Source organism: Nocardia transvalensis, from assembly GCF_015477765.1.
Classification (GTDB): domain Bacteria; phylum Actinomycetota; class Actinomycetes; order Mycobacteriales; family Mycobacteriaceae; genus Nocardia; species Nocardia transvalensis_A.
In genome coordinates, this window is the sequence record NZ_JADLQQ010000007.1 from 425003 (window position 1) to 449268 (window position 24266).

Below are 24266 nucleotides of genomic sequence, written 5' to 3' on the forward strand. Positions count from 1 at the left end.
CACGTGCCGGTTTCGTTGCACAGCACCGGAAAAGCCTCATTCGACGACATCTACGACCGACCCGATCCGAGCTCCTACTACACCCGTCTGTCCGAGTTGGACTATCGGATCCCGGAACTGGCGAAACCGCACTTCCAACAGCTCATCGCCGACTATCGAGCCGCGCACGGCAGCGCACCGACCGTCCTGGATCTCGGCTGCTCCTACGGGGTGAACGCCGCACTGCTGCGCTTCGACACCACCGTTGCCGAGCTGGCCGAACACTATCGAGCCGGGGACACCGCCGCCCGGATTGCCCGCGACCGCGAGCGGCTGGCCGCGGTGGACCGGCAGCCGCAGGTCCGGTTCATCGGCATGGACGCCTCGGCCCCGGCGCTGGCCTATGCCGCCTCGGCGGGGCTGCTGCACGAGATCGTGCACGCGGATCTGGAGGCCGGCGATCCGACCGACGCCCAGCGCCGGGTGCTCGGCTCCGCCGATCTGGTGATTTCCACCGGCTGCGTCGGCTACATCAACGAACGAACACTGGTGCGCGTGGCGCGGTCACACGGCAGCAGGCTGCCGTGGATGGCACACTTCGTGCTGCGCATGTTCGCCTTCGACCCGATCGCCCGGCAACTGACAGGCCTGGGCTACCGGATCGAGCGGCAGCCGGGCACCTTCCGGCAGCGCCGCTTCGCCTCGCAGGCCGAGCAGACACAGGTGCTGAACGCCCTGTCCGCCAACGGGACCGATCCGACCGGACTGGAGGCCGACGGGTGGCTGCACGCCCAGCTGTATCTCTGCATGCCCGATGACCGCCCCGCCCCGACCGACCCCGAGGACCGCCCGTGACCGACCGTACCTTCGCCTTCGACGACCAGCTGCCCCGGGTGCCGCTGCCCACCCTGGAGGACAGCTGCGCACGGTTTCTGCAGTGGTCCGCGCCGCTGCTGACCGAGGACGAGTACGCCGAGACCGAGCGCACGATCGCCGATCTGCTGCGACCGGACGGACCGGCCCGCATCCTGCAGGCGGACCTGCAGCGGTTCGACGCCACCCCCGGCGTGGCCAGCTGGCTCGACGAATTCTGGCCCTCGCGGTATCTGGGCCGCCGCGACCGGATAGCGTTGAACGCCAACTTCTTCTTCCTGTTCCGCGACGACACCGCGCTGGCCCGCTCGACCTCCGACCAGCAGGCCGAGCGCGCCGCGGCCATCGTCGGTGCCGCGGTGAACTACAAGCTGCTGCTCGACGCCGAGGCCGTCCCGCCGGTGACGCAGCGGGGGCAGCATCTGTCGATGGCGCAGAACAAATTCCTGTTCTCCGAGACCAGGATTCCCGGCGATCCGCAGGACACGGTCCGGGTGCCCTACAGCGCCGAATGGCCGGGTCCGTCGCAGGCCCGGCACATCGTCGTCTTCTTCCGCGGCAACATGTTCCGGATGGATGTGCTGGGCCCGAGCGGCGTGCCGTATACGCCGGAGGATCTGGCCGCGGGACTGCGGGCGGTGCAGAAGGCCGGGACGCGGCGCGCGGCCGTGGACACCTCGGTGGGCCATCTGACCACGATGGCTCGCGCCGAATGGGCCGCGGTGCGCACGACTCTGCGCGCCGAGCCCGCCAACGTCGCGGCCCTGGACACCATCGAGACCGCCCTGTTTTGTGTCTGCCTGGAGGATTTCGCGCCCCGCGACAGTCTGCACGCCTGTGATCAGCTGCTGCACGGCGACAGCGGTAACCGGTGGTTCGACAAGTCGGTGTCGTTCGTCGTCTTCGCCGACGGGCAGGCCGGAATCAATGTCGAGCACTGCGGGCTCGACGGCACGACCATCCTGTCGTTCGTCGACGCCCTGCTCGCGGCGCCGGTGGACGAGCATGCGACGCGGTCCGGGGCGCAGCCGCAGGGGCTGCCCGCGATCGAACCGATCGACTTCGTCCTCGACGGCACCCTGCGCGCCGAGATCGCCTCGGCCGCAGCGGGATTCGAGCAGTTTGTGGCCGACAACGCCACGGCCACCGTCTCGTTCGAGCACTTCGGCACCGATCGTGCCAAGGCGCTGGGCATCTCGCCCGACGCCTTCGCGCAGCTGTCGTATCAGCTCGCGCATCGGCGCAGCAAGGGACTCAACGGCGCCACCTACGAATCGATCGCCACCCGCCAGTTCCGCAACGGACGCACCGAGGCGATGCGGGTGGTGACGCCGCAGATCCTGGAATTCGTGGCGGCCATGGACGATTCGGCCGCCGACGCGGCGACGAAGCTGGCGAAGGCGCGGGCCGCCGCCGATGCGCACGTCGCCCGCGCCAAGCAATGTCAGCGCGGTGAGGCGCCCGAACAGCACCTGTGGGAGCTGCAGCTCATCCAGCGCCGCCGGGGTGAGCAGCTGGGCGCCACCGATCCGATGCCGTTCTACGACAGCCCGGGCTGGCGCATCACCCGCGACGATTACCTGAGCACCAGCTCGGCGCCCTCGGCCAATATCCGGTACTTCGGATTCGGCTGCACCAGCCCCAAGTGCATCGGCGTCGCGTATGTGCTGCTGCCCGACCGATGGAACATCTACCTGGCCACGCCGACGAGCGTGGGGGCGCAGATGTCCGAGTTCGCCGATCAGCTGCGGGTGGCGGTGCGCGAGCTGGAGGAGTTGCTGGCCGGTGCCGGGTGAGCCGAAAATCCGGTGCCGGGCGTAGGCGGGCGGCGGTAGCGTCGCGGTCATGACCGGCACCCGTACACCGCAGTTCACCTGTCGTCGGCTGACCACCGAGGATTTTCCGATGCTCGGCGAGTGGCTGGCGCAACCGCATGTGCGGCGATGGTGGAATCACGAGTTCACGCCGGAGGCGATCGAGCGGGACTTCGGGCCGAGCGCGCGCGGGGAGGACCCGTCCGAGGACCTGCTGATCTATGCCGATGGCGAACCGGTCGGTTTGGTGCAGCGCTGTCGACTGCACGATTTCCCGGAGTACGTGGCGGAGCTGACGCCGCTGATCGAGGTGCCCGCCGAGGCGATGTCGATCGATTATCTCGTGGGCGATCCGCAACTGGTCGGGCGCGGGCTCGGCTCGGCGATGATCGGGGCGGTCATCGCGGGCACCTGGGCCGACCACCCGCGCGCCGACTGCGTGATCGTGCCGGTCACGGCGGCCAACCGGGCCTCCTGGCGGGCCCTCGAGAACGCCGGCCTGCGCCGCATCGCCGAGGGTCCGCTCACCCCGGACAACCCGGCCGACGACGGCCATCACTTCATCTATCGCATCGACAGATAAGTCGATTGCGGAAGATAAGCCCGCGTCTGAAACAATGGCTCCCCGTGAAGACTTTCGAAACCCTGTTCGCCGAGCTCCAGGATCGTGCGGTCAACCGCCCCGAAGGGTCGGGCACCGTGGCGGCATTGGATGCGGGTGTGCATGCGCAGGGCAAGAAGGTGCTGGAGGAGGCCGGTGAGGTGTGGCTGGCCGCCGAACACGAGAGCGACGACCACCTCGCCGAGGAGATCTCGCAGCTGCTGTACTGGGTTCAGGTGCTGATGGTGGGCCGCGGATTGCGGCTCGAGGACGTGTACCGACATCTGTGACAGACATTCACCCGTCCCGTCACACGTCCCGAAAGGAACACTGCCATGCTGCGCGTCGCCGTCCCCAATAAAGGCGCCCTGTCCGAATCCGCCGTCGAGATCCTGACCGAGGCGGGTTACCGCAAGCGTCCCGACTCCCGCGAACTGTCGGTGCTCGACAACGCCAACCAGGTCGAGTTCTTCTTCCTGCGCCCGAAAGATATTGCCATTTATGTGGGTTCGGGCGAGCTGGATCTGGGTATCACCGGTCGTGACCTGGCGCTGGATTCGGGTGCGCCGGTGCAGGAGCGGCTGAGCCTCGGGTTCGGCCGCTCCACCTTCCGCTACGCCGCGCCCGCCGGTCGCGAATGGAAGGTCGAGGACCTCTACGACAAGCGCATCGCCACCGCCTACCCCAATCTGGTGCTCGCCGACCTGCAGCGCCGCGGCATCCAGGCCGAGGTGATCCGGCTCGACGGGGCGGTGGAGATCTCCATCCAGCTCGGTGTCGCCGACGCCATCGCCGATGTGGTCGGCTCGGGGCGAACCCTGCGCCAGCACAACCTGATTCCGTTCGGGGAGTCGCTGTGCGATTCGGAGGCGGTGCTGATCGAGGCCGCCGGATCCGACCGCCGCGACAAGGCGCGCAATCAATTGGTCGCCCGCATCCAGGGTGTGGTGTTCGCGCAGCAGTACCTGATGCTGGACTACGACTGCCCGAAGGAACTGCTCGAGGCCGCGGTCGCGATCACTCCCGGCATGGAGTCGCCCACGGTGTCGCCGATGGCGGACTCCGGCTGGGTCGCCGTGCGCGCCCTCGTCCCGCGCAAACAGGGCAACGACGTGATGGATCAGCTCGCCGAACTCGGCGCCAAGGCCATCCTCGCCACCGACATCCGCTCCTGCCGCGCTTTCTGAGGGCTGGGATCGCCGGGCTCGCACCGGCAGACTGGTGCGCGGGTCGGGGCAACGAAGTCACGGAGGAAATGTGATGATGCCCTTTCTGGTCCCCGCCAAAACCCCGTCGAACCTGCTCGAATGGCTGACCCAGCTGTTCTGCTGGGCAGGTAGCGGCGTCTGCATCATGTAGCGCTGCTTCCCCTACCGCGGGTCGTCGACCTGCGACGGCCAGCCCGGGTACGGCGGCGGGGTGCCGCCGTAGGCCGGGCAGAACGGCTTGTAGTCGCAGAACTCGCACAGCCAGCTCGGATTCGGCGGGAAGTCGCCGCTGCGTCCGGCGGTCGTGATGGCCGACCACAGTGCCGAGAGGATGCGTTCGAAACGCAGGAGTTGGTCCTCGTCGGGGGTGTAGGTGAGGATCTGGCCGTCGGCCAGATAGATCAGGCGCAGCTGGGTGGGGACCACACCGCGCGAGCGCAGCATGATCAGGGCGTAGAACTTGAGCTGGAACAGGGCCCGACCCTCGGCGCCGAGTGCCGGAGACCGGCCGGTTTTGTAGTCGACCACGCGGAGCTGACCCGACGGCGCCACATCGATCCGGTCGACGAAACCGCGCAGCGGCGAGCCGTCCGGCAGCACCACCTCGATCAGCGATTCACACGACTGCGGGTCGAATGCGGTGGGGTCCTCCAGCCGGTAGTAGCTCTGCACGAGCCGATGCACCTCGTCGAGGAAGCCCTCGTGCCCGTCGGGGACCAGCGAACTCAGTTCCGGGCGCTCGGCCAGCAATCGCTCCCATGCCGGGGCGATCAGCGTGGCCGCCCGGTCCGGGACGCGTTCACCGCTCGGTAGCCCGTACAGCGATTCCAGCACCGCGTGTACCACTGTGCCGCGGACCGCGAACCGCGCGGGCGGTTCCGGAATCCGATCGATCGCACGTAATCGATATTTCAACGGACATTGTTTGAAATCCATTGCCCGTGAAGGCGACAGCGCGGGAGCGGGCCGAACGGGATCGTCTCCGCCGTCGCGAGAGGGCGGGGTCGTCGTCGGTGGCGCTGTCATACCTGGCAGGCTATCCGCGGGTACCGACAAATCCGGTACGCCCGCACCAACCAGGAAAAAGCGCAGGAGAACGGAGATCCATGACGGCCAGACGGACCGGTCCATTCACCGCCGGGGACCGGGTGCAGCTGACCGATGCCAAGGGGCGCCAGCACACGGTCGTGCTGGAGCCGGGCAAGGAGTTTCACACGCACAAGGGCCCGATCCGCCACGACGACCTGATCGGCGCCGACGAGGGCTGCGTGGTGCAATCCGCCAACGGCACACCGTATCTCGCACTGCGTCCGCTGCTGGTCGACTACGTCCTGTCCATGCCGCGCGGCGCCGCGGTGATCTACCCGAAGGACGCCGCGCAGATCGTGCACGAGGGCGATATCTTTCCCGGCGCCCGGGTGCTGGAGGCCGGCGCCGGATCCGGCGCGCTGACCTGCTCACTGCTGCGCGCGGTCGGCCCCGAGGGGCAGGTGCTGTCCTACGAGATCCGCGACGACCACGCCGAGCATGCGGTCCGCAACGTGGAGAAGTTCTTCGGAGAACGCCCCGCTAACTGGGCGCTCACCGTCGGCGACGTCGCCGAGCACGGTGGTGACCAGGTCGACCGGGTGGTGCTCGACATGCTCAAGCCCTGGGACGCACTGCCGTCGGTGGCCAAGGCGCTCATTCCCGGCGGCGTGCTCATCGTCTATGTGGCAACGGTCACACAGCTGTCGGAGATCGTGGAGGCGTTGCGACAGCAGCAGTGCTGGACCGAACCGCGCGCCTGGGAATCGCTGGTGCGCCCCTGGCACGTGGTGGGCCTGGCGGTGCGCCCCGAGCACCGGATGCAGGGCCACACGGCCTTCCTGGTCGGCGCGCGCCGCCTCGCCGATGGCGTGGTACCCCCGAAGCCGCAGCGCCGTCCCTCGAAGGGCTGAGCCCCCGCATCCGGTATGGATGATTCGTCAGGCCTGGCAGGGCGCCTTGCCCATGGCCAGGAGCTGGCAGGCGCTGGCATCGGAGAGCTGCCAGCCCGCGGCGCTGTGCTGCCAGGTCATCGGCATCGCCGGGGCGGGACCGTGCGGGGAGGTGATGACCACCTGTGCGGTGGCGGTATCGCCCTCGGCCTTGACATCGGAGACGGTGAAGGTGATCTTGCCGTAGTGGGCGAGTCCCTGGGTCATGGTGTCGATGTTGGCGGTGCGCTTCTGCCCGTCGGTGACCAGCTTCTGCTTGTCCGCGGTCGGCGTGGCCGGGTCGACGAATCCGTCCAGGGTCGCCTGCAGGGTCTCGGGAGTGGGTGCGGCGGCGGCCTGTGCGCTCGTGCCGGTGGGGCTGGCGGCGGCACCGGAAGTGCTGGTCACGGCCGCGCTGGTGGTGGTGCCGGCCGGTGCTTGGTCGGATTTGTCGGAGCTGCATGCCACCATGCCCGTAACGGCGAGGGTCGCAAATGCGGTAGCCGTCACAAGACGAACGCTGGAAACACGAACATGGCGTGCAGCGTTGCCACTACAACGGGTAAGACCGGTGGGAAGGAGCATCGACGACACACACCTTTCGGCTCGGTCCGGCGACATTAACTCGTCGGAAACAGGTTAGGGCAGGCTAACATGGTGGCCCGGCCACGAACTGCATCCGCAGGCCGCAGCCGAGATGTGATCACGACGAAACCATGTCGGAAAGCGAGAACGGTTCGCGCCCGGTAGCGTTGATAGACCGGGACTGGGAGGAGCAGCATCATGAGCCCCATCGAGAATTCGGATTCGGCGGCCTGGAGGGAACTCGAGGCAGTACGCGCCGAGGCGGCTGCACTCCGAAGGCAACTCGCCGACTCGCCGGATCGCACAAGGGAATTGGAAGCGCGCATCGATTCGCTGACGATTCGCAACACCAAGCTCATGGACACCTTGAAGGAGGCCCGCCAGCAACTGGTCGCCCTGCGCGAGGAGGTCGACCGGCTGGGCCAGCCGCCGAGTGGCTACGGCATCCTGATCGGTGTCTACGACGATCAGACGGTCGACGTGTTCACCTCGGGGCGCAAGATGCGGTTGACGTGTTCGCCGAATATCGAGACGTCGACCCTGCACTACGGGCAGACGGTCCGCCTCAACGAGGCGCTCACGGTGGTCGAGGCCGGGCACTTCGACCAGACCGGTGAGATCGGCACCCTGCGCGAGATCCTCGACGACGGCCGCCGGGCGCTGGTGGTCGGGCATGCCGACGAGGAACGGGTGGTCTGGCTGTCGGGCCCGCTGAGCAGGCTGGTGGATGTCGACGATGTCGAGGACCCGGATCATCCGATCCGCAAACTGCGGCCGGGAGATTCGCTGCTGGTCGACACCAAGGCGGGCTTCGCCTTCGAGCGCATCCCCAAGGCCGAGGTCGAGGACCTCGTGCTGGAGGAAGTGCCCGATGTCGACTACGAGGACATCGGTGGCCTGTCGCGGCAGATCGAGCAGATTCGCGATGCGGTGGAACTTCCGTTCCTGCACAAGGATCTGTTCCGCGAGTACGCGCTGCGCCCGCCCAAGGGTGTGCTGCTCTACGGCCCGCCCGGTTGCGGTAAGACGTTGATCGCCAAGGCCGTGGCCAACTCGCTGGCCAAGAAGATCGCCGAGGCGCGCGGTGAGGATGCCAAGGAGGCCAAGTCCTTCTTCCTCAACATCAAGGGCCCCGAGCTGCTGAACAAGTTCGTGGGTGAGACCGAGCGCCACATCCGGATCATCTTCCAGCGGGCGCGGGAGAAGGCCTCCGAGGGCACCCCGGTGATCGTGTTCTTCGACGAGATGGACTCGATCTTCCGGACCCGTGGTTCGGGTGTGTCCTCCGATGTGGAGACCACGGTCGTGCCGCAGCTGCTGTCGGAGATCGACGGTGTCGAGGGCCTGGAGAACGTCATCGTCATCGGCGCCTCCAACCGCGAGGACATGATCGACCCGGCCATCCTGCGGCCCGGACGTCTCGATGTGAAGATCAAGATCGAGCGGCCGGATGCCGAGGCGGCACAGGACATCTTCTCCAAGTACCTGACGCCGGAGCTGCCGCTGCACGCCGACGATGTGGCCGAATTCGGCGGCGATCGGGAGAAGTGCGTGAAGGCGATGATCGAACGGGTCGTCGAGCGCATGTACGCCGAGAGCGAGGACAACCGCTTCCTGGAGGTCACCTACGCCAACGGGGACAAGGAGGTCCTGTACTTCAAGGACTTCAACTCCGGCGCCATGATCCAGAACATCGTGGACCGCTCCAAGAAGTACGCCATCAAGTCGGTCCTCGAGACCGGCAACCCGGGCCTGCGCATCCAGCATCTCTACGATTCGATAGTGGACGAGTTCTCCGAGAACGAGGACCTGCCCAACACCACGAATCCCGATGACTGGGCTCGCATCTCGGGTAAGAAGGGCGAGCGGATCGTCTACATCCGCACGCTGGTCACCGGCAAGAACGCCAGCGCCAGCCGCGCGATCGACACCGAGTCCAACACCGGCCAGTACCTGTAAACCGGGAAACCGCAAGGGCCGCGCTCCCCTCGGGAGCGCGGCCCTTCCGCATTCCCGAGCCCGAGCCGGTGTCCCTCCCACGCAGGTCCCGGCGTGCACTTGGCCGGGACTGGCCGCTTGGGCTAGAATTTGGCCATGCGGCCAGAAAATAGTACGGAGGGCCAACGTCGGTCCTTCATCGAGGAGGCGCGGCGGCGGCAGATCATTGCGGCGGCGGTCGAGGTGATCTCGGAGGTGGGGTACGGCAATGCGTCGCTGGCGCGGATCGCCGAGCGGGCGGGGATCTCCAAAGGGGTGATCTCCTACCACTTCGATGGCAAGGACGATCTGATGACGCAGCTGGTGGTCCAGCTGTACATCCTCGGCGGCGAGTTCATGGCACCGGTGATCGAGGAGGCCGAGGGGCCTCGCGACAAGCTGCTGGCCTACCTGGAATCGAATCTGCGCTTCATCGACGCCAACCGGAAGCACGTGGCCGCGCTCACCCAGGTCGTGATGAACCTTCGGAAGAACGACGGCACGCCGCGGTTCGCCTCCTCCGAGGGGGAGCGCGAAATCATCAAGCCGCTCATCGCTATTTTGGACGCGGGCCAGGACAGCGGCGAATTCGGCGACTTCGATCCGATCGTGATGGCCAAGGCGGTGCGCGATGTCGTCGACGGCGCTGCGGGACGCGCGATTCGGGAACCGGACTGGGACGTGCGGACCTACGCCACGCAAGTGTGCCGGATGTTCGACCTGGCAACGAAAGGGAAGGACCAATGAGCACCGTGCTCGAAACCGGTGCACCGCAGCCGGAGACGCGCGGCGACCGGCCGCCGTTCGCGATCGGCGGGGTGGCTGCGGTCGCCGTCGTGTCCGCGATCGCCCTGTTCGCCTCGATTGGCCGGTACGGATTCTTCGGTGACGAACTGTATTTCATCTCCGCCGGGCGCCGGCTCGCCGCGAGCTATGCCGACCAGGGGCCGCTGGCCCCGGCGATCGCGCGCCTGATGGATCTGATGGCCCCGGGTTCGCTGGTGGCCCAGCGCATACCGGCCGTCCTGATCACCCTCGCGGCGATCGTGATCAGCGCGCAGATCGCCCGGGAGTTCGGTGGTTCGCGACGGGCGCAGGTGCTGACCGCTATTGCCTACGCCACCTCGCCGTTCCTGCTGGCTCAGGGAGCGCAGTTGTCCACCAATGCCGTCGATACCGCGCTGTGGGTGGTGATCGGCTGGCTGGTGATCCGGTGGGTGCGCACCCGGCAGGACATGCTGCTGCTGTGGGCGGGTGTGGTCACGGCGATCGATATGCAGGTGAAGTGGCTGGTCCCGTTCTTCTGGGCGGCGATCGCCGTCGGCGTGCTGGTCTTCGGCCCGCGCGAGCTGTTGCGCCGCCCGATGCTGTGGTGGGGCGCCGCACTGGTCGCGCTGACGATGCTGCCGAGCCTGTTCTGGCAGGCCCGGCACGGCTGGCCGCAGCTGGGCATGGGTGCCCAGGTGGCCGCGGAACAGTCCGCGATCGGCGGGCGGGTCACGTTCGTTCCGATGGCGCTGATCCTCGCCGGTGCCCTCGGCCTGCTGCTGCTGGCCTGCGGGATGTGGGCGCTGCTGCGCTGGGAACCGTTGCGCCCGTATCGGTTTCTAGGTCTGGTGCTGCCGCTGCTGATGCTGGCCTTCCTCGTCACCAACGGCCGGGCCTACTACGTGATCGGGTGCTATCCGGCGATCATCGGCGCCGGTGCCGTCTGGTGGGCCCATCGCGCGGTGCGGTGGCGGCGGATCGTGGCGGCGTCGGTGGTGGTCGTCTCGGTGATCACGGTAGCGTGGGCGCTGCCCTGGAAGCCGGAATCGCAGATTCCGTCGACCGACGACGAGACAGCCATCGGCATGGACCTGGGCACCTACGGCAAATTCGGCTGGACGGAACTGCGCGAGGCAGTCGCGGCCGCCTATCGCGCACTGCCGGAACCGGAGCGCGCTCGCGCGGTGATCGTCACCGACAATTACTGGCAGGCAGGCGCTCTGGATGTCGCGCGCGACGACTACGGTCTGCCCGCCGTCTACAGCCCCAACCGTGGTTTCGGTTACTTCGGCACCCCGCCGGACTCGGCGACGACGGTCCTGTGGGTCGGCGGCGAGGAAAGCGATATGCGCTCGCGATTCACCACCGTGACGGCGGTGGGCAGGGTGAACGCCCGCCTGGGCATCCCCGGAATCGTCCGTGACGTCACCCTCTGGCGCTGTGACGGCCCGATCCGCCCATGGTCGCAAGCATGGTCGGACATGCTGGGCCTGGGCTGACGACCCCCGTTCGCCCCGCCCCGGCGCCTGGCGGCGCCGGGGGATTCGTGATGGCGCGGGGCGGGATTCGTGATCGTGGGCGCGGAAGTTGAGACACCGGACAGGAACTCGGTGTCGAGAGGTCGGATCGGGCCGCGGGTGTCGAGATCCCGCGCGGGGCCAGTGTCCGACGTCGGGCGGACCCGGTGTTGGGGTGTTGCGCGGGGTCGGGGATGACATCTGGACCGTCCGGTGATGGGCGGCCTGGCAGAGGCCGCTTACCGGACAGCGGGGCGGGAGGTTGGACCGCTGGCGGCCGACGTGTGCCGTTGGAGTGGGTCGGCCGCCAGTAGTTCCGGGTCAGTTGTGGGTGGTGACGGTCTGCAGGATGATGTCCGAGGTTGGGGAGCCGTCGCCGGAGTTGTCCTTGGTGCCGCCGGCGGCGATGTTCTGCAGGACGTCCATGCCGCTGGCGATGCGGCCGAACGGGGTGTAGGCGGGTGGCAGTTTCGAATCGGAGTAGACGAGGAAGAACTGGCTGCCGTTGGTGTCGGGGCCCGAATTCGCCATGGCCACTGTTCCGGCGGGGTAGGTTGCGCCGGTGAGGTTTTCGTCGGCGATTTGATAGCCCGGAGTGCCGCTGCCGGTGCCGGTGGGGTCGCCGCACTGCAGCACGAAAATGCCCTCGGTGGTGAGGCGGTGGCAGCGGGTGTGGTTGAAATACTGTTCGCCGGACAGGAATACGAACGAGTTGACCGTGCGCGGCGCGTGGGCGGCATCCAGCGCCACGGTGATCGTGCCGCAGTTGGTCTGCAGGTCCGCGCTGTAGGTGGCGCTCGGGTCGATCGACATGGCGGGTTCGGCGGGCCACTGCTTCCCGTTGGGCTGGGCTTCGGCCGCGGTCATGCAGCCGGGGGCGGCGGTGTGCGCCGGGACGGGGGCCGCGACTGCCTGTCCGGTTACCGGGATCGCGATCGAGACACCGGCAGCGATGAGGGCCGAGCGCCGCAGCGCCTTGCGTGACTTGGGATTTCGGCGGGTCGGCGGGACGGGATCGAGCTGCGGGGTCTGCGGAACGCTCTGCACCGGCGTGAGCCTCCTTGATTCGGGCGCGCGGGATGATGTTGTCGGGCATCATTCCATGCCGGGCGCAGTATGTGTCGGGAGAGCCCGCGAATCGATGCGGAAAAGCACGTTTGTCGCAAGCGCGACACCTTACAGTTGTGTCCGTGCAAGTTGCTCGTTGGTAACCACAGGCTCGGCGTCCAGCGCCGGGGGCGAGAACGGAGCAAGGATGAAGCGCATTGCTATGGGAGTGGCGGGGGCCTGCGTCGCGGCATCGGCGTTGGGCGTCGCCGCGGCGGGCTCGGCGACGGCGGCGGTCCCCGCCGGTGTCTACTGCGCCGGACCGGTCTGTTTCAACAGCACCGCCGAACCGCAGATCGTGGCGGGCGTGGCGATCTGCCCCCTGACCGGGCCGCTGCCGGTCACCTGGCGGATCGAGCCCAGGAGCGTCGCGTCGCTGACAACGCAGTGCTCGGATGGGTCGGCACCCCGGGAAATTCAGTTCTGATGACGGTGCGGCGCAGGGGTTCAGACGCGCCGCACCCGCCGGTAGGTCGGCAGCGCGGTGGCCGCCGCGGCCAAATGGGCGGCCACCGACCCGATATCGCCCTCGGGGAGGGCGGCAACGGTCACGCGCAGATGATCGCGGTCCGGGTGGTCGGTGACTTCGAACGGCCCGCCGGGGGCCGCCTTGATACCGGCGGCGGCGAGCGAGATCGTCGCGGCGTTCTCATCGGCGACCGGTAACCACAGGTTGATGCCGTCCGGCCGGGGCACGGTGAGGCCGTGGCGGGCCAACGCCTTACGCAGCGCCTCGCCGCGTGCGCGGTAGGTCGTTCGGGCGGTCGCCACCGCGGCACAGGCGCTCTCGTCGGTCAGCATGTGCAGCAGCACGCGCTGCAACAGACGGCTGGTCCAGCCGGGCCCGAGCATGCGGCGCTCGATGACCGGATCGAGCACCTCGGCGGGCCCGCCCGCCACCGCCAGCCGCAGGTCGGCGCCGTGGGACTTCGAATAGGACCGGATGTGCACCGTGCGATCCGGCAGACAGGAGCCCAGCGAACGAGGCGGAGTATGCGCGATACCGGCGGCATGGTCGTCCTCGATGACGAGAACGTCGCGGCCGGAAAGAATATCGGCCAACTCGCGGACTCGCCGCGTCGTCAGTGACGCACCCGTCGGATTCTGGGCCCTCGGCTGGAGCAGCAGCGCGGCCGGACTGTGAGCCTCCAGGGCGTCGGCGAGTTCGGTGGGTAGCAGGCCCGATTCGTCCATACCCACCGGAACCGGCCGAGCGCCCAGCCGCGCCAACAGGTCGAGAAACGGTGGGAAGCAGGGATTTTCGACGACGACGGTGTCGCCGAGCCGCACATGCACGGTGAGCAGCCGGTCGATCGCGTCGAGGGCCCCGTCGAGCACGGTGAAACGTTCGGAGCGGCAGGGCCAATCGGCGGCCACCGCCGATTGGAGTTCCGGCAGCATCGCCTCGCCGAGGTAGGTGGCCGACAGGTGGTCGATGGCGCCGTCGCGAGCCAGCACGCGCAGCGCGGCGGTGAGATCGGGCAGCAACTCCGGATCGGGCACACCGCGGGACAGATCGATGCGGAACGCATCGTCCGAACGGGCGTGCAGGCGTTGATATCTCCCGATCGGCACGGCCGTCGTGGCCGGAGGCGCGGTGCCGACGAACGTGCCCGCCCGTCCCCTGGAGACGATCGCGCCGGTGGCGGCCAGCGCCCGCCACGCCTGATTCACCGTCGCGGGGGAGACCTTCAACTCGCGCGCCACCTCCCGCACGGTGGGCAGCCGAGTGCCGGGCGCCAGCTCGCCGCAGCGGACGGCGCGGCCGACCGCGGCCGCGATACCCGCCGCGGTGCGGTCGTCGAGATCGGCGATGACCGCCGCAGGGGTGACGGGCCCCGACACGGATTCGGCGGCGGTCGATGCCATCACGGGGTCTCCGTCGGTTCGATGATCACAGCGTCATTCTGCGGGGGTGCGGGCCGGTCGTTCGTCATCGGGGCCCAGGTTTTACCGATTCGAAACTGTTTCCTCGCCGAAGTAACACAACGAAACTGATTCAGGGTGCAGAATAACAAAGCATGGCAATCGTTCGAGCGGCGCTCGTCCAGACCGACTGGACCGGCGACAAGGAGTCCATGATCAAGGCACACGAGGACTACGCACGGCAGGCCGCCGCGCAGGGTGCTCGGGTCATCTGTTTCCAGGAGTTGTTCTACGGGCCGTACTTCTGTCAGGTACAGGACACGAAGTTCTACGACTACGCCGAATCCGTCCCCGGACCCACCACGGAACGCTTCGCCGCGCTGGCGAAGGAGCTGGGCCTGGTGATGGTGCTGCCGATGTACGAGCAGGAGCAGCCGGGGGTGCTGTACAACACGGCCGCGGTGATCGACGCGGACGGCAGCTATCTCGGCAAATACCGCAAACACCACATTCCGCAGGTGAAGGGGTTCTGGGAGAAGTTCTACTTCCGGCCCGGCAATCTGGGCTGGCCGGTGTTCGACACCGCGGTCGGCCGGGTCGGGGTCTACATCTGTTACGACCGGCACTTCCCGGAGGGCTGGCGGGCGCTGGGCCTGGCGGGCGCCGAGATCGTGTTCAATCCCTCGGCGACCTCCCGGGGCCTGTCCGGATATCTGTGGCGGCTGGAGCAGCCGGCCGCGGCGGTGGCCAACGAGTACTACGTCGGGGCGATCAACCGCGTCGGCATCGAAAGCGACTACGGTGACGACGATTTCTACGGCACCAGCTACTTCGTCGATCCGGAGGGCAAGTTCGTGGGCGAGGTCGGTTCCGACTCCGCGCCCGAACTGATCGTCCGCGATCTGGACATGGACCTGATCAAGGTGGTGCGCGATCGCTGGGCCTTCTACCGCGACCGCCGCCCCGACGCCTACGGGTCGTTGGTGCAGCCGTGAGTGAGGTGCAGTCATGACACGCACGCTCGTTCGGGGCGGAACCGTGGTGTCCGCCACCGGGTCTCAGCTTCTCGACGTCCTGATCGACGGTGAAACCATTGCCGCGGTCGTGCAGCCGGGCACGCCGGTCTTCGGGGCGGACCCGGCCACCCTCGCCGAGGTCGTCATCGACGCCACCGGCAAGTACGTCATCCCCGGCGGGGTGGACGGGCATACGCACATGCAGATGCCGTTCGGCGGCACCGAGGCATCGGACACCTTCGAAACCGGCACTCGTGCGGCGGCTTTCGGTGGTACCACCACCATCGTCGACTTCGTGGTGCAGACACCGGGGGTGCGGGTGCAGGACGCGCTGGCGTCCTGGCACCAGAAGGCCGCCGGGCAGTGCGCGATCGACTACGGCTTCCATCAGATCATCGGCGACGTCACCGACGAATCGCTGAAGGGGATGGCCGAATTGGTGGCCGAGGGCGTCACCAGCTTCAAGCTGTTCATGGCCTACCCGGGGGTGTTCTACTCCGACGACGGCAAGATCCTGCGGGCCATGCAGACCAGCGCCGACCTCGGCGCGCTGTTGATGATGCACGCGGAGAACGGCATCGCCATCGACGTGCTGGTCGCGCAGGCGCTGCAGCGCGGCGACACCGCACCGTACTTCCACGGCACGACACGGCCGTGGCAGCTGGAGGAGGAGGCCACCCACCGCGCGATCATGCTCGCGCAGGTGACCGGCGCCCCGCTGTACGTGGTGCACGTGTCGGCCAAGCAGGCCCTCGAACAGATCGCGCAGGCACGCGGCCAGGGGCTCAACGTCTTCGGCGAGACCTGCCCGCAGTATCTGTACCTGTCGTTGGAGGAGCAGCTGGGCGCGCCGGGTTTCGAGGGTGCGAAGTGGGTGTGCTCGACGCCGTTGCGGGCGCGCGCCGAGGGGCATCAGGACGAGCTGTGGCGCTATATCCGCACCGGTGATGTCGCCTCCGTCGCCACCGATCACTGCCCCTTCTGCATGAAGGATCAGAAGGAGATGGGCATCGGCGATTTCAGCAAGATCCCCAACGGGATCGGCGGGGTCGAGCACCGGATGGATCTGATGTTCCAAGGGGTGAAGGACGGCCGGATCTCGCTGGAACGCTGGGTGGAGGTGTGCTGCACCGAACCGGCGCGGATGTTCGGCATGTATCCGCGCAAGGGCGTGATCAGCCCGGGCGCCGACGCCGACATCGTGGTGTACGACCCCGACGGGCACACCAGCATCGGCCTCGGCAAGACCCATCACATGAATATGGACTACTCGGCCTACGAGGGTTTCGAGATCGACGGCCACGTCGACACGGTGCTCTCGCGCGGCCGGGTAATCGTCGACGACGGCCGGTATCTGGGCAGCACGGGCCACGGCCGGTTCGTGCCGCGCGGGCTGTCGAGCAATCTCATCTGAGTGAACGGAATGGAGTGTGGCCCATGGACATCGGTGTGGTGCTGCAATGCAGCCCGCCCGCGTCACGGGTGGTGGAATTGGCGAGACTGGCCGAGACGCACGGCTTTTCGCACGTATGGACCTTCGATTCCCATCTACTGTGGCTGGAACCGTACGTCATCTACAGCCAGATCCTGGCCGCGACCCGCAAGATCGTGGTCGGGCCGATGGTGACCAATCCGTCCACCCGGGACTGGACGGTGACGGCGTCGACATTCGCGACGCTCAACGAGATGTTCGGCAACCGGACGGTGTGCGGCATCGGCCGCGGCGACTCGGCGGTGCGCACCCAGGGCGGACGGCCGAACACCCTGGCCGCCCTGCGCGAATCCGTCGGAGTGATCCGGGAATTGGGCAACGGGCGCAGCGCCCGCGTCGGTGACACCGTGATGCAGTTCCCGTGGGCGCGCACGTCCCGGCTCGAGGTGTGGGTCGCCGGATACGGGCCGAAGGCATTGGATCTGACCGGCGAGGTCGCCGACGGGTTCATCCTGCAACTCGCCGACCCGGACATCACGGCGTGGACCATCGCGCGGGTGCGGGCCGCGGCCGAGCGGGCGGGCCGGGACCCGGCGGAGGTGACGATCTGCGTGGCCGCTCCCGCCTACATCACCGACGGCTCGGTGGCGGCGCTCAAACATGCGCGCGAGCAGTGCCGGTGGTTCGGCGGCATGGTCGGTAACCACGTCGCCGACATCGTGGCGAAATACGGTGCCGACAGCGAGGTTCCGGCCGCGCTGACCGACTACATCGCGGGCCGGACGGGGTACGACTACAACCAGCACGGCCGCGCCGGGAACACCCACGCCGATTTCGTGCCCGACGCCATCGTCGACCGGTTCTGCATTCTGGGCTCGCCCGAGGACCACGTGGCCCGGCTGCGGGAACTGGAAGCCCTCGGCGTCGATCAGTTCGCGGTCTACCTGCAGCACGACCACAAGTCCGCGACGCTCGAGGCGTACGGAGAATCGGTGCTCCCGCACCTGACCCGTCCGATCACCGCCACCGCGAGCGCCACCTGAGCGATCGACGGGATTCCTAACACCAGAAGGGACTTCGCAGTGGATCACGTCTTCTACCCCTGGAGTGCGCAGGCGAGTGTGAATCCGGTACCGATCACGGGCGGGTCGGGCTCGTGGTTCTGGGATGCCACCGGCAAACGCTACCTGGACTTCTCCTCCCAGTTGGTCTTCCTCAACCTCGGCCATCAGCATCCCGATGTGGTGGCCGCGGTGGTGGCACAGGCCAATTCGCTGGCCACGATCTCGCCGACCGTCGGCAACGAGGTGCGCAGCGAACTGGCCCGCCTGATCGTCGAACGCGCCCCCGGGGCGCTGAACCGGGTGCTGTTCACCACCGGTGGCGCCGAGGCGGTCGAACATGCCGTGCGGCTGGCGCGCAGCTACACCGGGCGCACCAAGATGCTGTCGGCCTACCGCTCCTACCACGGCGGCACCGGCACCGCGATCGGGCTCACCGGTGAACCTCGCCGTTGGGGCGCCGAACCGACGAATGTGGACGTGGTCCGCTTCTTCGGGCCCTATCCGTATCGCTCCCCGTGGGGCACGGCCACCCCCGAGCAGGAGACCGAGGCCGCGCTGCGGCATCTGCGGCAGGTCATCGAGCTGGAGGGGCCGCAGCACATCGCGGGCCTGATCATGGAGACCGTGGTGGGCACCAACGGCATTCTGGTGCCCCCGCCCGGATACCTCGCCGGGGTGCGGGCGCTGTGCGACGAATTCGGCATCGTCTATATCGCCGATGAGGTGATGGCCGGATTCGGCCGGGCGGGCGAATGGTTCGCCGTACAGGCCTTCGATGTGGCCCCGGATCTGATCACCTTCGCCAAGGGGGTGAACTCCGGGTACGTCCCGCTCGGCGGCGTGCTCATCGCCGAACCCATCGCCGCCCGCTACGACGACACCGTGTATCCGGGCGGGCTGACCTACGCCGGTCACCCGCTGGCCTGCGCGGCCGGGGTCGCCTCGATCGAGGTGTTCGAACGCGACGGGATCCTCGACCACGTGCGCACCGCGGGAGCGGATGTGCTCGGAAAAGGACTGCACGACTTGGCCTCCCGGCATCCCTCGGTCGGTGAGGTCCGCGGACTGGGCTTCTTCTGGGCGCTGGAACTGGTCCGCGATCCGGTCTCCCGCGAACCGCTGGTCCCGTTCGCCGCCACCGGCGCGGCCACCGAACCGATGAACCGCGTGACCGCCGCCGCCAAGGAGCGCGGTCTGTGGCCCTTCTCGGTGGCCAATCGCGTGCAATTGGCCCCACCGCTGACGACGAGCACCGACGAACTGGAGTTGGCCCTGGAAATCCTCGACGATGTCCTCACCGTCGCCGACGGCTACGTCGATGCGACCTGATCGATATCCGGCCCTGTTACTGTCGCCGCCATGAAGGTGGAATTGCGGCACAATCCCTCCTCGACGGTCGCGCGGTGCTTTCTCGCCGGGGGCGAACCGTTGCGGGTGGAAACCGGTGCCATGCTGGCGCATTCGGCGGGTGTCACGCTGACCGCCAAGGCCGAGGGCGGGCTGCTGGCGGGGCTGAAGCGGTCGGTGCTGGCCGGCGAATCGTTTTTCGTGTCGACGTTCACCGCGCCGCCCCAGGGGGGCTGGGTGGACGTCGCCCCGGCACTGCCCGGGGACATGCTGGCCCTGCCCATCGGCCCCGACCGGCCGTTCTTCATCAGCCGCGGCAGCTGGATCGCCAATTCCCATGGCGTGCAGGTGGAGACGGGGTGGGGCGGGCTGGCGAATCTGTTCGGCGGCGGGGGCGGTTTCGGCCTGCGGGCGCACGGACAGGGCGAGGTGGTGCTGGGCGTCTACGGTGCGATCGATGCGGTCGACCTGCAACCCGGCGAATCGGTGACCATCGACAGTGGGCATGTGGTCGCCTACGACCTGGCCGTGAAGTTCAGCATCCGCCGCGCGGTGTCGGGGCGGTCACTGCAATCGCTGAAGTCGGGGGAGGGGCTGGTCTTCGACTTCACCGGGCCCGGCCGGGTGCTGCTGCAGACCCGCAACCCGGGTGCATTCGCGGTGTGGGCGGGTGCGGTCACCTCGTCCGGGTAGCAGCTCATTCGCCGGAGAAACGTTATAGGGGTTCAATAAAGGGGTATGCGGCCATCTCCGCCAAAGACCTTCCGGCCAGAAATGAATAGGGCATGCTTCAGTCGTCGCCCATGGAAGACGTGGCGACGATCCGAAGATGAGGGAGGCACTATATGGAGAGCGGTTCCGCCGCCGGGTTCTTGGTTGAGTTACTCGCCAAGACCCTGGCCAAATTACTGACGGGCAGCGCCGACTAGCCCGTATCCCACACCGACGGCCCACCGGAACCGCAGACCCGGTGGGCTGTTGGGTGTTTCGGCTCCGGTGGACCCGCCAGCGTGGCGCACCTCGTTTCCCGCTGCGCAGCGCGGAGCGATGCGCAGCGGGATCGGACTCAGCGCAGGATGTCGGGCAGCAGCACGCGCGTGTCGGGCACGAACGGCCATGCCGGATCGGCCAGCCGTTCGCGCAGTTGGGCGTCGGTCCACCACCAGCCCTCGGCGATCTCGTCGGGCTGATGCCGGATCGGGCCGTCGTAGCGCACCTCGTAGGCGAAAAGGTGGCACCGCATGGGCTTTCCCGCCCAGTGGCCGTCCCAGGAAACGCTGGCCAGCGGCAGCGGCGGATCCTCGCCGTCGCCCACCTCGATGCCGAGTTCCTCGCCCAGCTCCCGTACCGCCGCGGCGGCCGGGTCCTCGTCGGGTCCGAGGACGCCACCGGCCAGGCAGTCGTGCATGCCCGCGAACACCGCCTTGGTGTCGGTGCGCCGGTGGACATAGATCCGTTCGCCGTCGCGCGAGCGCACCAGCACGCCCGCGCTGGCATGCCACAGCCCCTCGGCGTACACGGTCGCGCGCTCGGCGCTGCCCACCCGGCGTCCGGCTCGGTCGTAGACCGCGATCAGCTCACCCATCCGGTTCGCCCCTTACGCCCGTTCGGCGTAGGCCGCCTGGATCTGTGCCTCGGCGTCGGCCAGGTAGTCGGCCAGCATCTCGGCGGCGGCCTCGGCCTCGCCGCGGGTCAGGGCATCGAAGACGGCATGGTTGCGCTGCAGGTAGGGGCGGTGGAACGCGTCGGGATCGGCCACCACGTGGAAGATCAGCCGCAGTTCGTTCCACACGCCCGCCATCAGCGCATCCAGCAGGCGGCTGTCGTTGAGGGCGGTGACGGCGCGGTGGAAATCCACGTCCGCCGTGCCGACGCCGGTCCAATCGCCCTGCGCCGCGTACTGATCCGCGCGTTCCAAGGCGGCGGCGACCGGACCGAGATCGCCGCCGACGCGCGGATGATCCCGCAGCGCGGCGCATTCCACGATCCGGCGGCACTTGTACACCTCGGCGACGTCGTCGGGAGACGGGATCCGCACGAACACACCGCGGTTGAGTTCGTGCACGACCAGCCGCTCCTCGATCAGGGTCCGGAACGCCTCGCGCAGCGTATTGCGGGAAACCTTCAGCGCCGCACAGATATCCGGTTCCGAGAGCCGGGTGCCCGGCCGGAACGTCCCGTCCAGGATGCCGTCGCGGACGATATCGGCCACCTGGGCGCTGCGGCTGGCCCGGTCGAGCCGGTCGCGACGCGCGGCCAGGCTCGCATACGTCTCGACGGCCGTGCCGGACGGCGAGGTCATCGAATCCTCCGATCGGCGAGCGGATGTGCCGGCTCCGAGACTACCGCGATCGACCGACGATCCGCTCGTAGTATTGCAGGATCGTTCAACGATTCGTACGATGAGACCTCTGCCACATTTCGACCCGAGGGGTCACCATGACCGATATGTCGACCGACACCCAACCTCCCGGCTCGCCCGCCACCGCGCGGCCCTTCGCCTGGTTCCGCACCCTGAGTCCCACCGGCAAGCGCGCGTTCTTCGGTGCGTTCGGCGGCTACGGCATGGACTCCTACGACTTTCAGGTGTTGCCGCTGGCACTGGGTGCGATCGCCTCGTATTTCGCCATCTCCACCGGACAGTCGGGCCTGCTGACCACGGTCACGCTGGTGGTGTCGGCGCTCGGCGGGGCGGGGGCGGGTGTGCTCGCCGACCGGATCGGGCGGGTGCGCACCCTGCAGGTCACCATCGCCATGTATGCGGTGTTCACCGTGCTGTGCGGGTTTGCCTGGAACTTCGAGAGCCTGCTGGTGTTCCGCGCGCTGCAGGGATTGGGCTTCGGCGGTGAATGGGCCGCGGGGGCGATCCTGGTCGCGGAGTACGCCCGGCCCGAATATCGCGGTCGTGCAGTAGCGTTCGTGCAGAGCGCCTGGGCGGCCGGTTGGGGGTTGGCGGTCTGCGTCTACACGATCGTGTTCCACCTGTTCGACGAGCGGCTGGCGTGGCGGGTGCTGTTCTTCACCGGCGCCCTGCCCGCCGTGCTGATCGTCTGGGTGCGCCGCAGCGTCCGCGACGCCGAGGTCGCCACCGAACGCCGCGAACACACCGCGGCCGTGCGCGGGCGCTTCACCGCGATCTTCGACCGGGAGCTGATCCGCACGACCTGTTTCGCGGCGCTGCTGGCGACCGGTGTGCAGGGCGGGTACTACACGCTGGCCACCTGGCTGCCCACCTATCTGAAGAACAGCCGCCACCTGACCGTGGTGGGTACGGGCGGATATCTGGTCTTCCTGATCGCGGGCGCGTTCCTGGGTTATGTCAGCGGCGGTATCCTGACCGACAAGCTCGGCCGCAAACGCAATATCCAGTTGTTCGCCGCGCTGTCGGTGGTGTTCATGGTCGCCTACACCCAGGTCCCGGAGGGCGCCAACACCTTGGTGCTGGTGCTGGGCTTCCCGCTGGGATTCTCCGCCTCGGCGATCTTCTCCGGGTTCGGCTCGTATCTGTCGGAGCTGTATCCGACCCAGTTGCGCGGCACCGGACAGGGATTCACCTACAACTTCGGCCGCGGCGTCGGTGCGGTCTTCCCCACGGCGGTGGGGTACCTGGCCTCCACCTCGCTCGGGCTGGCGGGTGCGATGCTGTTCGGGGCGCTCGGCTACGCGGTTGCGGTGCTGGCGCTGTTCGGGCTGGCCGAGACGCGCGGCCGGGAACTGATGTGAGAGGACTGCGATGATCGATCTGAACAGTGATCTCGGTGAGGGCTTCGGCGCCTGGCGGATGGGCGACGACGCGGCCCTGCTCGACATCGTCACCAGCGCCAATATCGCCTGCGGATTCCATGCGGGGGATCCGTCGATCATGCGGCGCACGTGTGAGATGGCCGTGGCGCGCGGGGTGCGGATCGGAGCCCACGTCTCCTACCGCGATCTCGCCGGGTTCGGGCGCCGCGCCATGGCCGTACCGCCGTCCGAGCTGACCGACGAATGCCTGTACCAGATCGGCGCGCTCGACGCCTTCGCCCGGGCGGCGGGGGATCGGGTGCGCTATGTGAAACCCCATGGTGCGCTCTATCATTCGGCGTCGGTGGATCGTGCGGTCGCCGAGGCGGTGGTGGCGTCGATGTCGGCCTTCGGTGGGCTGAGCCTGTTGGGGCTGCCCGGCTCGCAGCTGGAACAGGCCGCGGTCGCGGCCGGGATCGCGTTCCACGCCGAGGGATTCGCCGATCGCGCCTACACCGCCGCCGGATCGCTGGTCTCACGCAGTGAGCCGGGCAGCGTGCTCGAACCGGAATCGGCCTTGGCGCAGGCGGTCTCGATCGCCGTGGACAGGGTGACCCGGGACCGAGACGGGAATGCGGTGCCGGTGCCCGCCCGCAGCCTGTGTGTCCACGGTGATTCGCCGGGTGCGGTGGCCATGGCGCGATCGATCCGGGAAGCGCTGAGCGCCAAGGGCATCGAGCTGCGGGCATTCGCGTGACCGTGCGGATTCTCCCGGCGGGCGATCGGGCGCTGCTGGTGGAGCCGCCCGATCACGACACGCTGGCCGGGTTGGTCGATCACCTGCGGGAGCATTCGATCGAGGGGGTGTGCGATTTCCTGCCCGCCGCGCGCACCGTACTGGTCACCCTGCGGCCGGGTGCTCCGGAGGTGAAGGTGGCCGACCGGCTGCGTGAGGCGATCACCGCGGCAGCGTCCCGCGACACCGGATCCGGTAGCGACGGTGGGCCTTTGGTGATACCGGTGCGGTACGACGGCGAGGATCTGGCCGAGACGGCGGCCCTGCTCGGCATCTCCGAGAACGAGCTGATCGCCCGGCACACCGGACATCTCTGGCGGTGCGCGTTCATCGGGTTCGCCCCCGGCTTCGGCTATCTGGAGGCGCCGGACGCGCGGCTCGAGGTGCCGCGGCGCGACCGGTCGCGGACCTCGGTCCCGGCCGGATCCGTCGCTCTGGCAGGCGGATACAGTGCGGTCTACCCGCGCACCTCGCCCGGTGGCTGGCGCATCATCGGCACCACCGACGTGCCGCTGTGGGACCTCGACCGTCCCGAACCCGCGCTGCTGAGCCCGGGCAGCCGCGTGCGATTCGTGCGGGCGGAGGGGTGAGGGGTTGTCGAGGCGATGCGGGATCGAGGCGGCGTGATGCGGGTG

The 24266-nt window shown here is 68.2% G+C and carries 24 protein-coding genes; 18 read left to right on the top strand and 6 right to left on the bottom strand.

Annotated elements, in window-relative coordinates; translation table 11 throughout:
• Positions 1-3 precede the first annotated feature (3 nt).
• The 5 genes from IU452_RS22765 to hisG are packed head-to-tail and all read left to right on the top strand — an operon-like array spanning position 4 to position 4454.
• Complete coding sequence (locus IU452_RS22765; RefSeq protein ID WP_195111137.1) at positions 4-834, top strand: class I SAM-dependent methyltransferase; 831 nt, start codon at positions 4-6, stop codon at positions 832-834.
• A complete protein-coding gene (locus IU452_RS22770) occupies positions 831-2648 on the top strand; it encodes a choline/carnitine O-acyltransferase (protein ID WP_195111138.1) in 1818 nt (605 codons plus the stop codon). The genes IU452_RS22765 and IU452_RS22770 overlap by 4 nt, the downstream gene beginning before the upstream one ends.
• 49 nt (positions 2649-2697) lie before the next feature.
• Positions 2698-3249, top strand: a complete 552-nt coding sequence (locus tag IU452_RS22775; protein ID WP_195111139.1) for a GNAT family N-acetyltransferase — start codon at positions 2698-2700, stop codon at positions 3247-3249.
• Between the two features lie 44 nt (positions 3250-3293).
• Positions 3294-3557, top strand: a complete 264-nt coding sequence (locus IU452_RS22780) for a phosphoribosyl-ATP diphosphatase (RefSeq protein WP_195111140.1) — start codon at positions 3294-3296, stop codon at positions 3555-3557.
• A gap of 45 nt (positions 3558-3602) precedes the next feature.
• Positions 3603-4454 (top strand): ATP phosphoribosyltransferase, encoded by an 852-nt coding sequence (gene hisG / locus IU452_RS22785; RefSeq protein ID WP_195111141.1) that lies wholly within the window; start codon positions 3603-3605, stop codon positions 4452-4454.
• A gap of 183 nt (positions 4455-4637) precedes the next feature.
• Here the strand turns inward: hisG and IU452_RS22790 are convergent, their stop codons facing one another.
• Positions 4638-5501: a RecB family exonuclease gene (locus IU452_RS22790; RefSeq protein ID WP_195111142.1), complete on the bottom strand. Its 864-nt coding sequence runs from the start codon at positions 5499-5501 to the stop codon at positions 4638-4640.
• Positions 5502-5581: 80 nt separating this feature from the next.
• Here IU452_RS22790 and IU452_RS22795 point away from each other — a divergent pair, with 80 nt between their 5' ends.
• Positions 5582-6415 (top strand): tRNA (adenine-N1)-methyltransferase, encoded by an 834-nt coding sequence (locus tag IU452_RS22795; RefSeq protein WP_195111143.1) that lies wholly within the window; start codon positions 5582-5584, stop codon positions 6413-6415.
• A 27-nt stretch (positions 6416-6442) separates the two neighbouring features.
• Here IU452_RS22795 and IU452_RS22800 read toward each other — a convergent pair whose 3' ends face one another.
• Positions 6443-6943, bottom strand: coding sequence for a hypothetical protein (locus IU452_RS22800; protein ID WP_324192764.1), 501 nt, complete (start codon positions 6941-6943; stop codon positions 6443-6445).
• Between the two features lie 273 nt (positions 6944-7216).
• Here IU452_RS22800 and arc point away from each other — a divergent pair, with 273 nt between their 5' ends.
• From arc to IU452_RS22815, 3 genes are all read left to right on the top strand, one after another.
• Positions 7217-8977: a proteasome ATPase gene (arc, locus tag IU452_RS22805; protein WP_195111144.1), complete on the top strand. Its 1761-nt coding sequence runs from the start codon at positions 7217-7219 to the stop codon at positions 8975-8977.
• A 135-nt stretch (positions 8978-9112) separates the two neighbouring features.
• Complete coding sequence (locus tag IU452_RS22810; protein WP_195111145.1) at positions 9113-9742, top strand: TetR/AcrR family transcriptional regulator; 630 nt, start codon at positions 9113-9115, stop codon at positions 9740-9742.
• Positions 9739-11262 carry an ArnT family glycosyltransferase gene (locus tag IU452_RS22815; RefSeq protein WP_195111146.1) on the top strand — a complete coding sequence of 508 codons (1524 nt, stop codon included), beginning with the start codon at positions 9739-9741 and terminating at the stop codon, positions 11260-11262. Before IU452_RS22810 ends, IU452_RS22815 begins: the two co-directional genes overlap by 4 nt.
• 339 nt (positions 11263-11601) lie before the next feature.
• On the opposite strand, the gene IU452_RS22820 is transcribed toward IU452_RS22815, so the two are convergent.
• Complete coding sequence (locus tag IU452_RS22820) at positions 11602-12327, bottom strand: peptidylprolyl isomerase (protein ID WP_324192765.1); 726 nt, start codon at positions 12325-12327, stop codon at positions 11602-11604.
• A gap of 208 nt (positions 12328-12535) precedes the next feature.
• Here IU452_RS22820 and IU452_RS22825 point away from each other — a divergent pair, with 208 nt between their 5' ends.
• Positions 12536-12814 (top strand): hypothetical protein, encoded by a 279-nt coding sequence (locus IU452_RS22825; RefSeq protein WP_195111147.1) that lies wholly within the window; start codon positions 12536-12538, stop codon positions 12812-12814.
• Positions 12815-12834: 20 nt separating this feature from the next.
• Here IU452_RS22825 and IU452_RS22830 read toward each other — a convergent pair whose 3' ends face one another.
• The gene (locus IU452_RS22830) at positions 12835-14256 is read right to left on the bottom strand and encodes a PLP-dependent aminotransferase family protein (protein WP_195111148.1); all 1422 of its coding nucleotides are present in this window, start codon (positions 14254-14256) and stop codon (positions 12835-12837) included.
• 152 nt (positions 14257-14408) lie between these two features.
• Here IU452_RS22830 and IU452_RS22835 point away from each other — a divergent pair, with 152 nt between their 5' ends.
• Genes IU452_RS22835 through IU452_RS22855 form a run of 5 tightly spaced genes read left to right on the top strand, consistent with a single transcriptional unit; the run spans position 14409 to position 19805 of the window.
• Positions 14409-15248: a nitrilase-related carbon-nitrogen hydrolase gene (locus IU452_RS22835; RefSeq protein WP_195111149.1), complete on the top strand. Its 840-nt coding sequence runs from the start codon at positions 14409-14411 to the stop codon at positions 15246-15248.
• Positions 15249-15261: 13 nt separating this feature from the next.
• Positions 15262-16683 carry a dihydropyrimidinase gene (hydA, locus tag IU452_RS22840; protein ID WP_195111150.1) on the top strand — a complete coding sequence of 474 codons (1422 nt, stop codon included), beginning with the start codon at positions 15262-15264 and terminating at the stop codon, positions 16681-16683.
• Positions 16684-16706: 23 nt separating this feature from the next.
• Positions 16707-17744 carry a TIGR03842 family LLM class F420-dependent oxidoreductase gene (locus IU452_RS22845; protein ID WP_195111151.1) on the top strand — a complete coding sequence of 346 codons (1038 nt, stop codon included), beginning with the start codon at positions 16707-16709 and terminating at the stop codon, positions 17742-17744.
• Between the two features lie 39 nt (positions 17745-17783).
• Complete coding sequence (locus IU452_RS22850) at positions 17784-19094, top strand: aspartate aminotransferase family protein (protein ID WP_195111152.1); 1311 nt, start codon at positions 17784-17786, stop codon at positions 19092-19094.
• A gap of 30 nt (positions 19095-19124) precedes the next feature.
• Positions 19125-19805 (top strand): TIGR00266 family protein, encoded by a 681-nt coding sequence (locus tag IU452_RS22855; RefSeq protein ID WP_195111153.1) that lies wholly within the window; start codon positions 19125-19127, stop codon positions 19803-19805.
• A gap of 373 nt (positions 19806-20178) precedes the next feature.
• Here the strand turns inward: IU452_RS22855 and IU452_RS22860 are convergent, their stop codons facing one another.
• Positions 20179-20697 carry an NUDIX hydrolase gene (locus tag IU452_RS22860; protein WP_195111154.1) on the bottom strand — a complete coding sequence of 173 codons (519 nt, stop codon included), beginning with the start codon at positions 20695-20697 and terminating at the stop codon, positions 20179-20181.
• A gap of 12 nt (positions 20698-20709) precedes the next feature.
• A complete protein-coding gene (locus IU452_RS22865; RefSeq protein WP_195111155.1) occupies positions 20710-21414 on the bottom strand; it encodes a GntR family transcriptional regulator in 705 nt (234 codons plus the stop codon).
• 137 nt (positions 21415-21551) lie between these two features.
• Between IU452_RS22865 and IU452_RS22870 the strand changes: the two genes are divergently transcribed.
• The 3 genes from IU452_RS22870 to IU452_RS22880 are packed head-to-tail and all read left to right on the top strand — an operon-like array spanning position 21552 to position 24221.
• Positions 21552-22835 carry an MFS transporter gene (locus tag IU452_RS22870; protein WP_228818529.1) on the top strand — a complete coding sequence of 428 codons (1284 nt, stop codon included), beginning with the start codon at positions 21552-21554 and terminating at the stop codon, positions 22833-22835.
• A gap of 10 nt (positions 22836-22845) precedes the next feature.
• A complete protein-coding gene (locus IU452_RS22875; RefSeq protein ID WP_195111156.1) occupies positions 22846-23592 on the top strand; it encodes a LamB/YcsF family protein in 747 nt (248 codons plus the stop codon).
• Positions 23583-24221 (top strand): allophanate hydrolase subunit 1, encoded by a 639-nt coding sequence (locus tag IU452_RS22880; protein ID WP_195111310.1) that lies wholly within the window; start codon positions 23583-23585, stop codon positions 24219-24221. Before IU452_RS22875 ends, IU452_RS22880 begins: the two co-directional genes overlap by 10 nt.
• Positions 24222-24266: the final 45 nt, after the last annotated feature.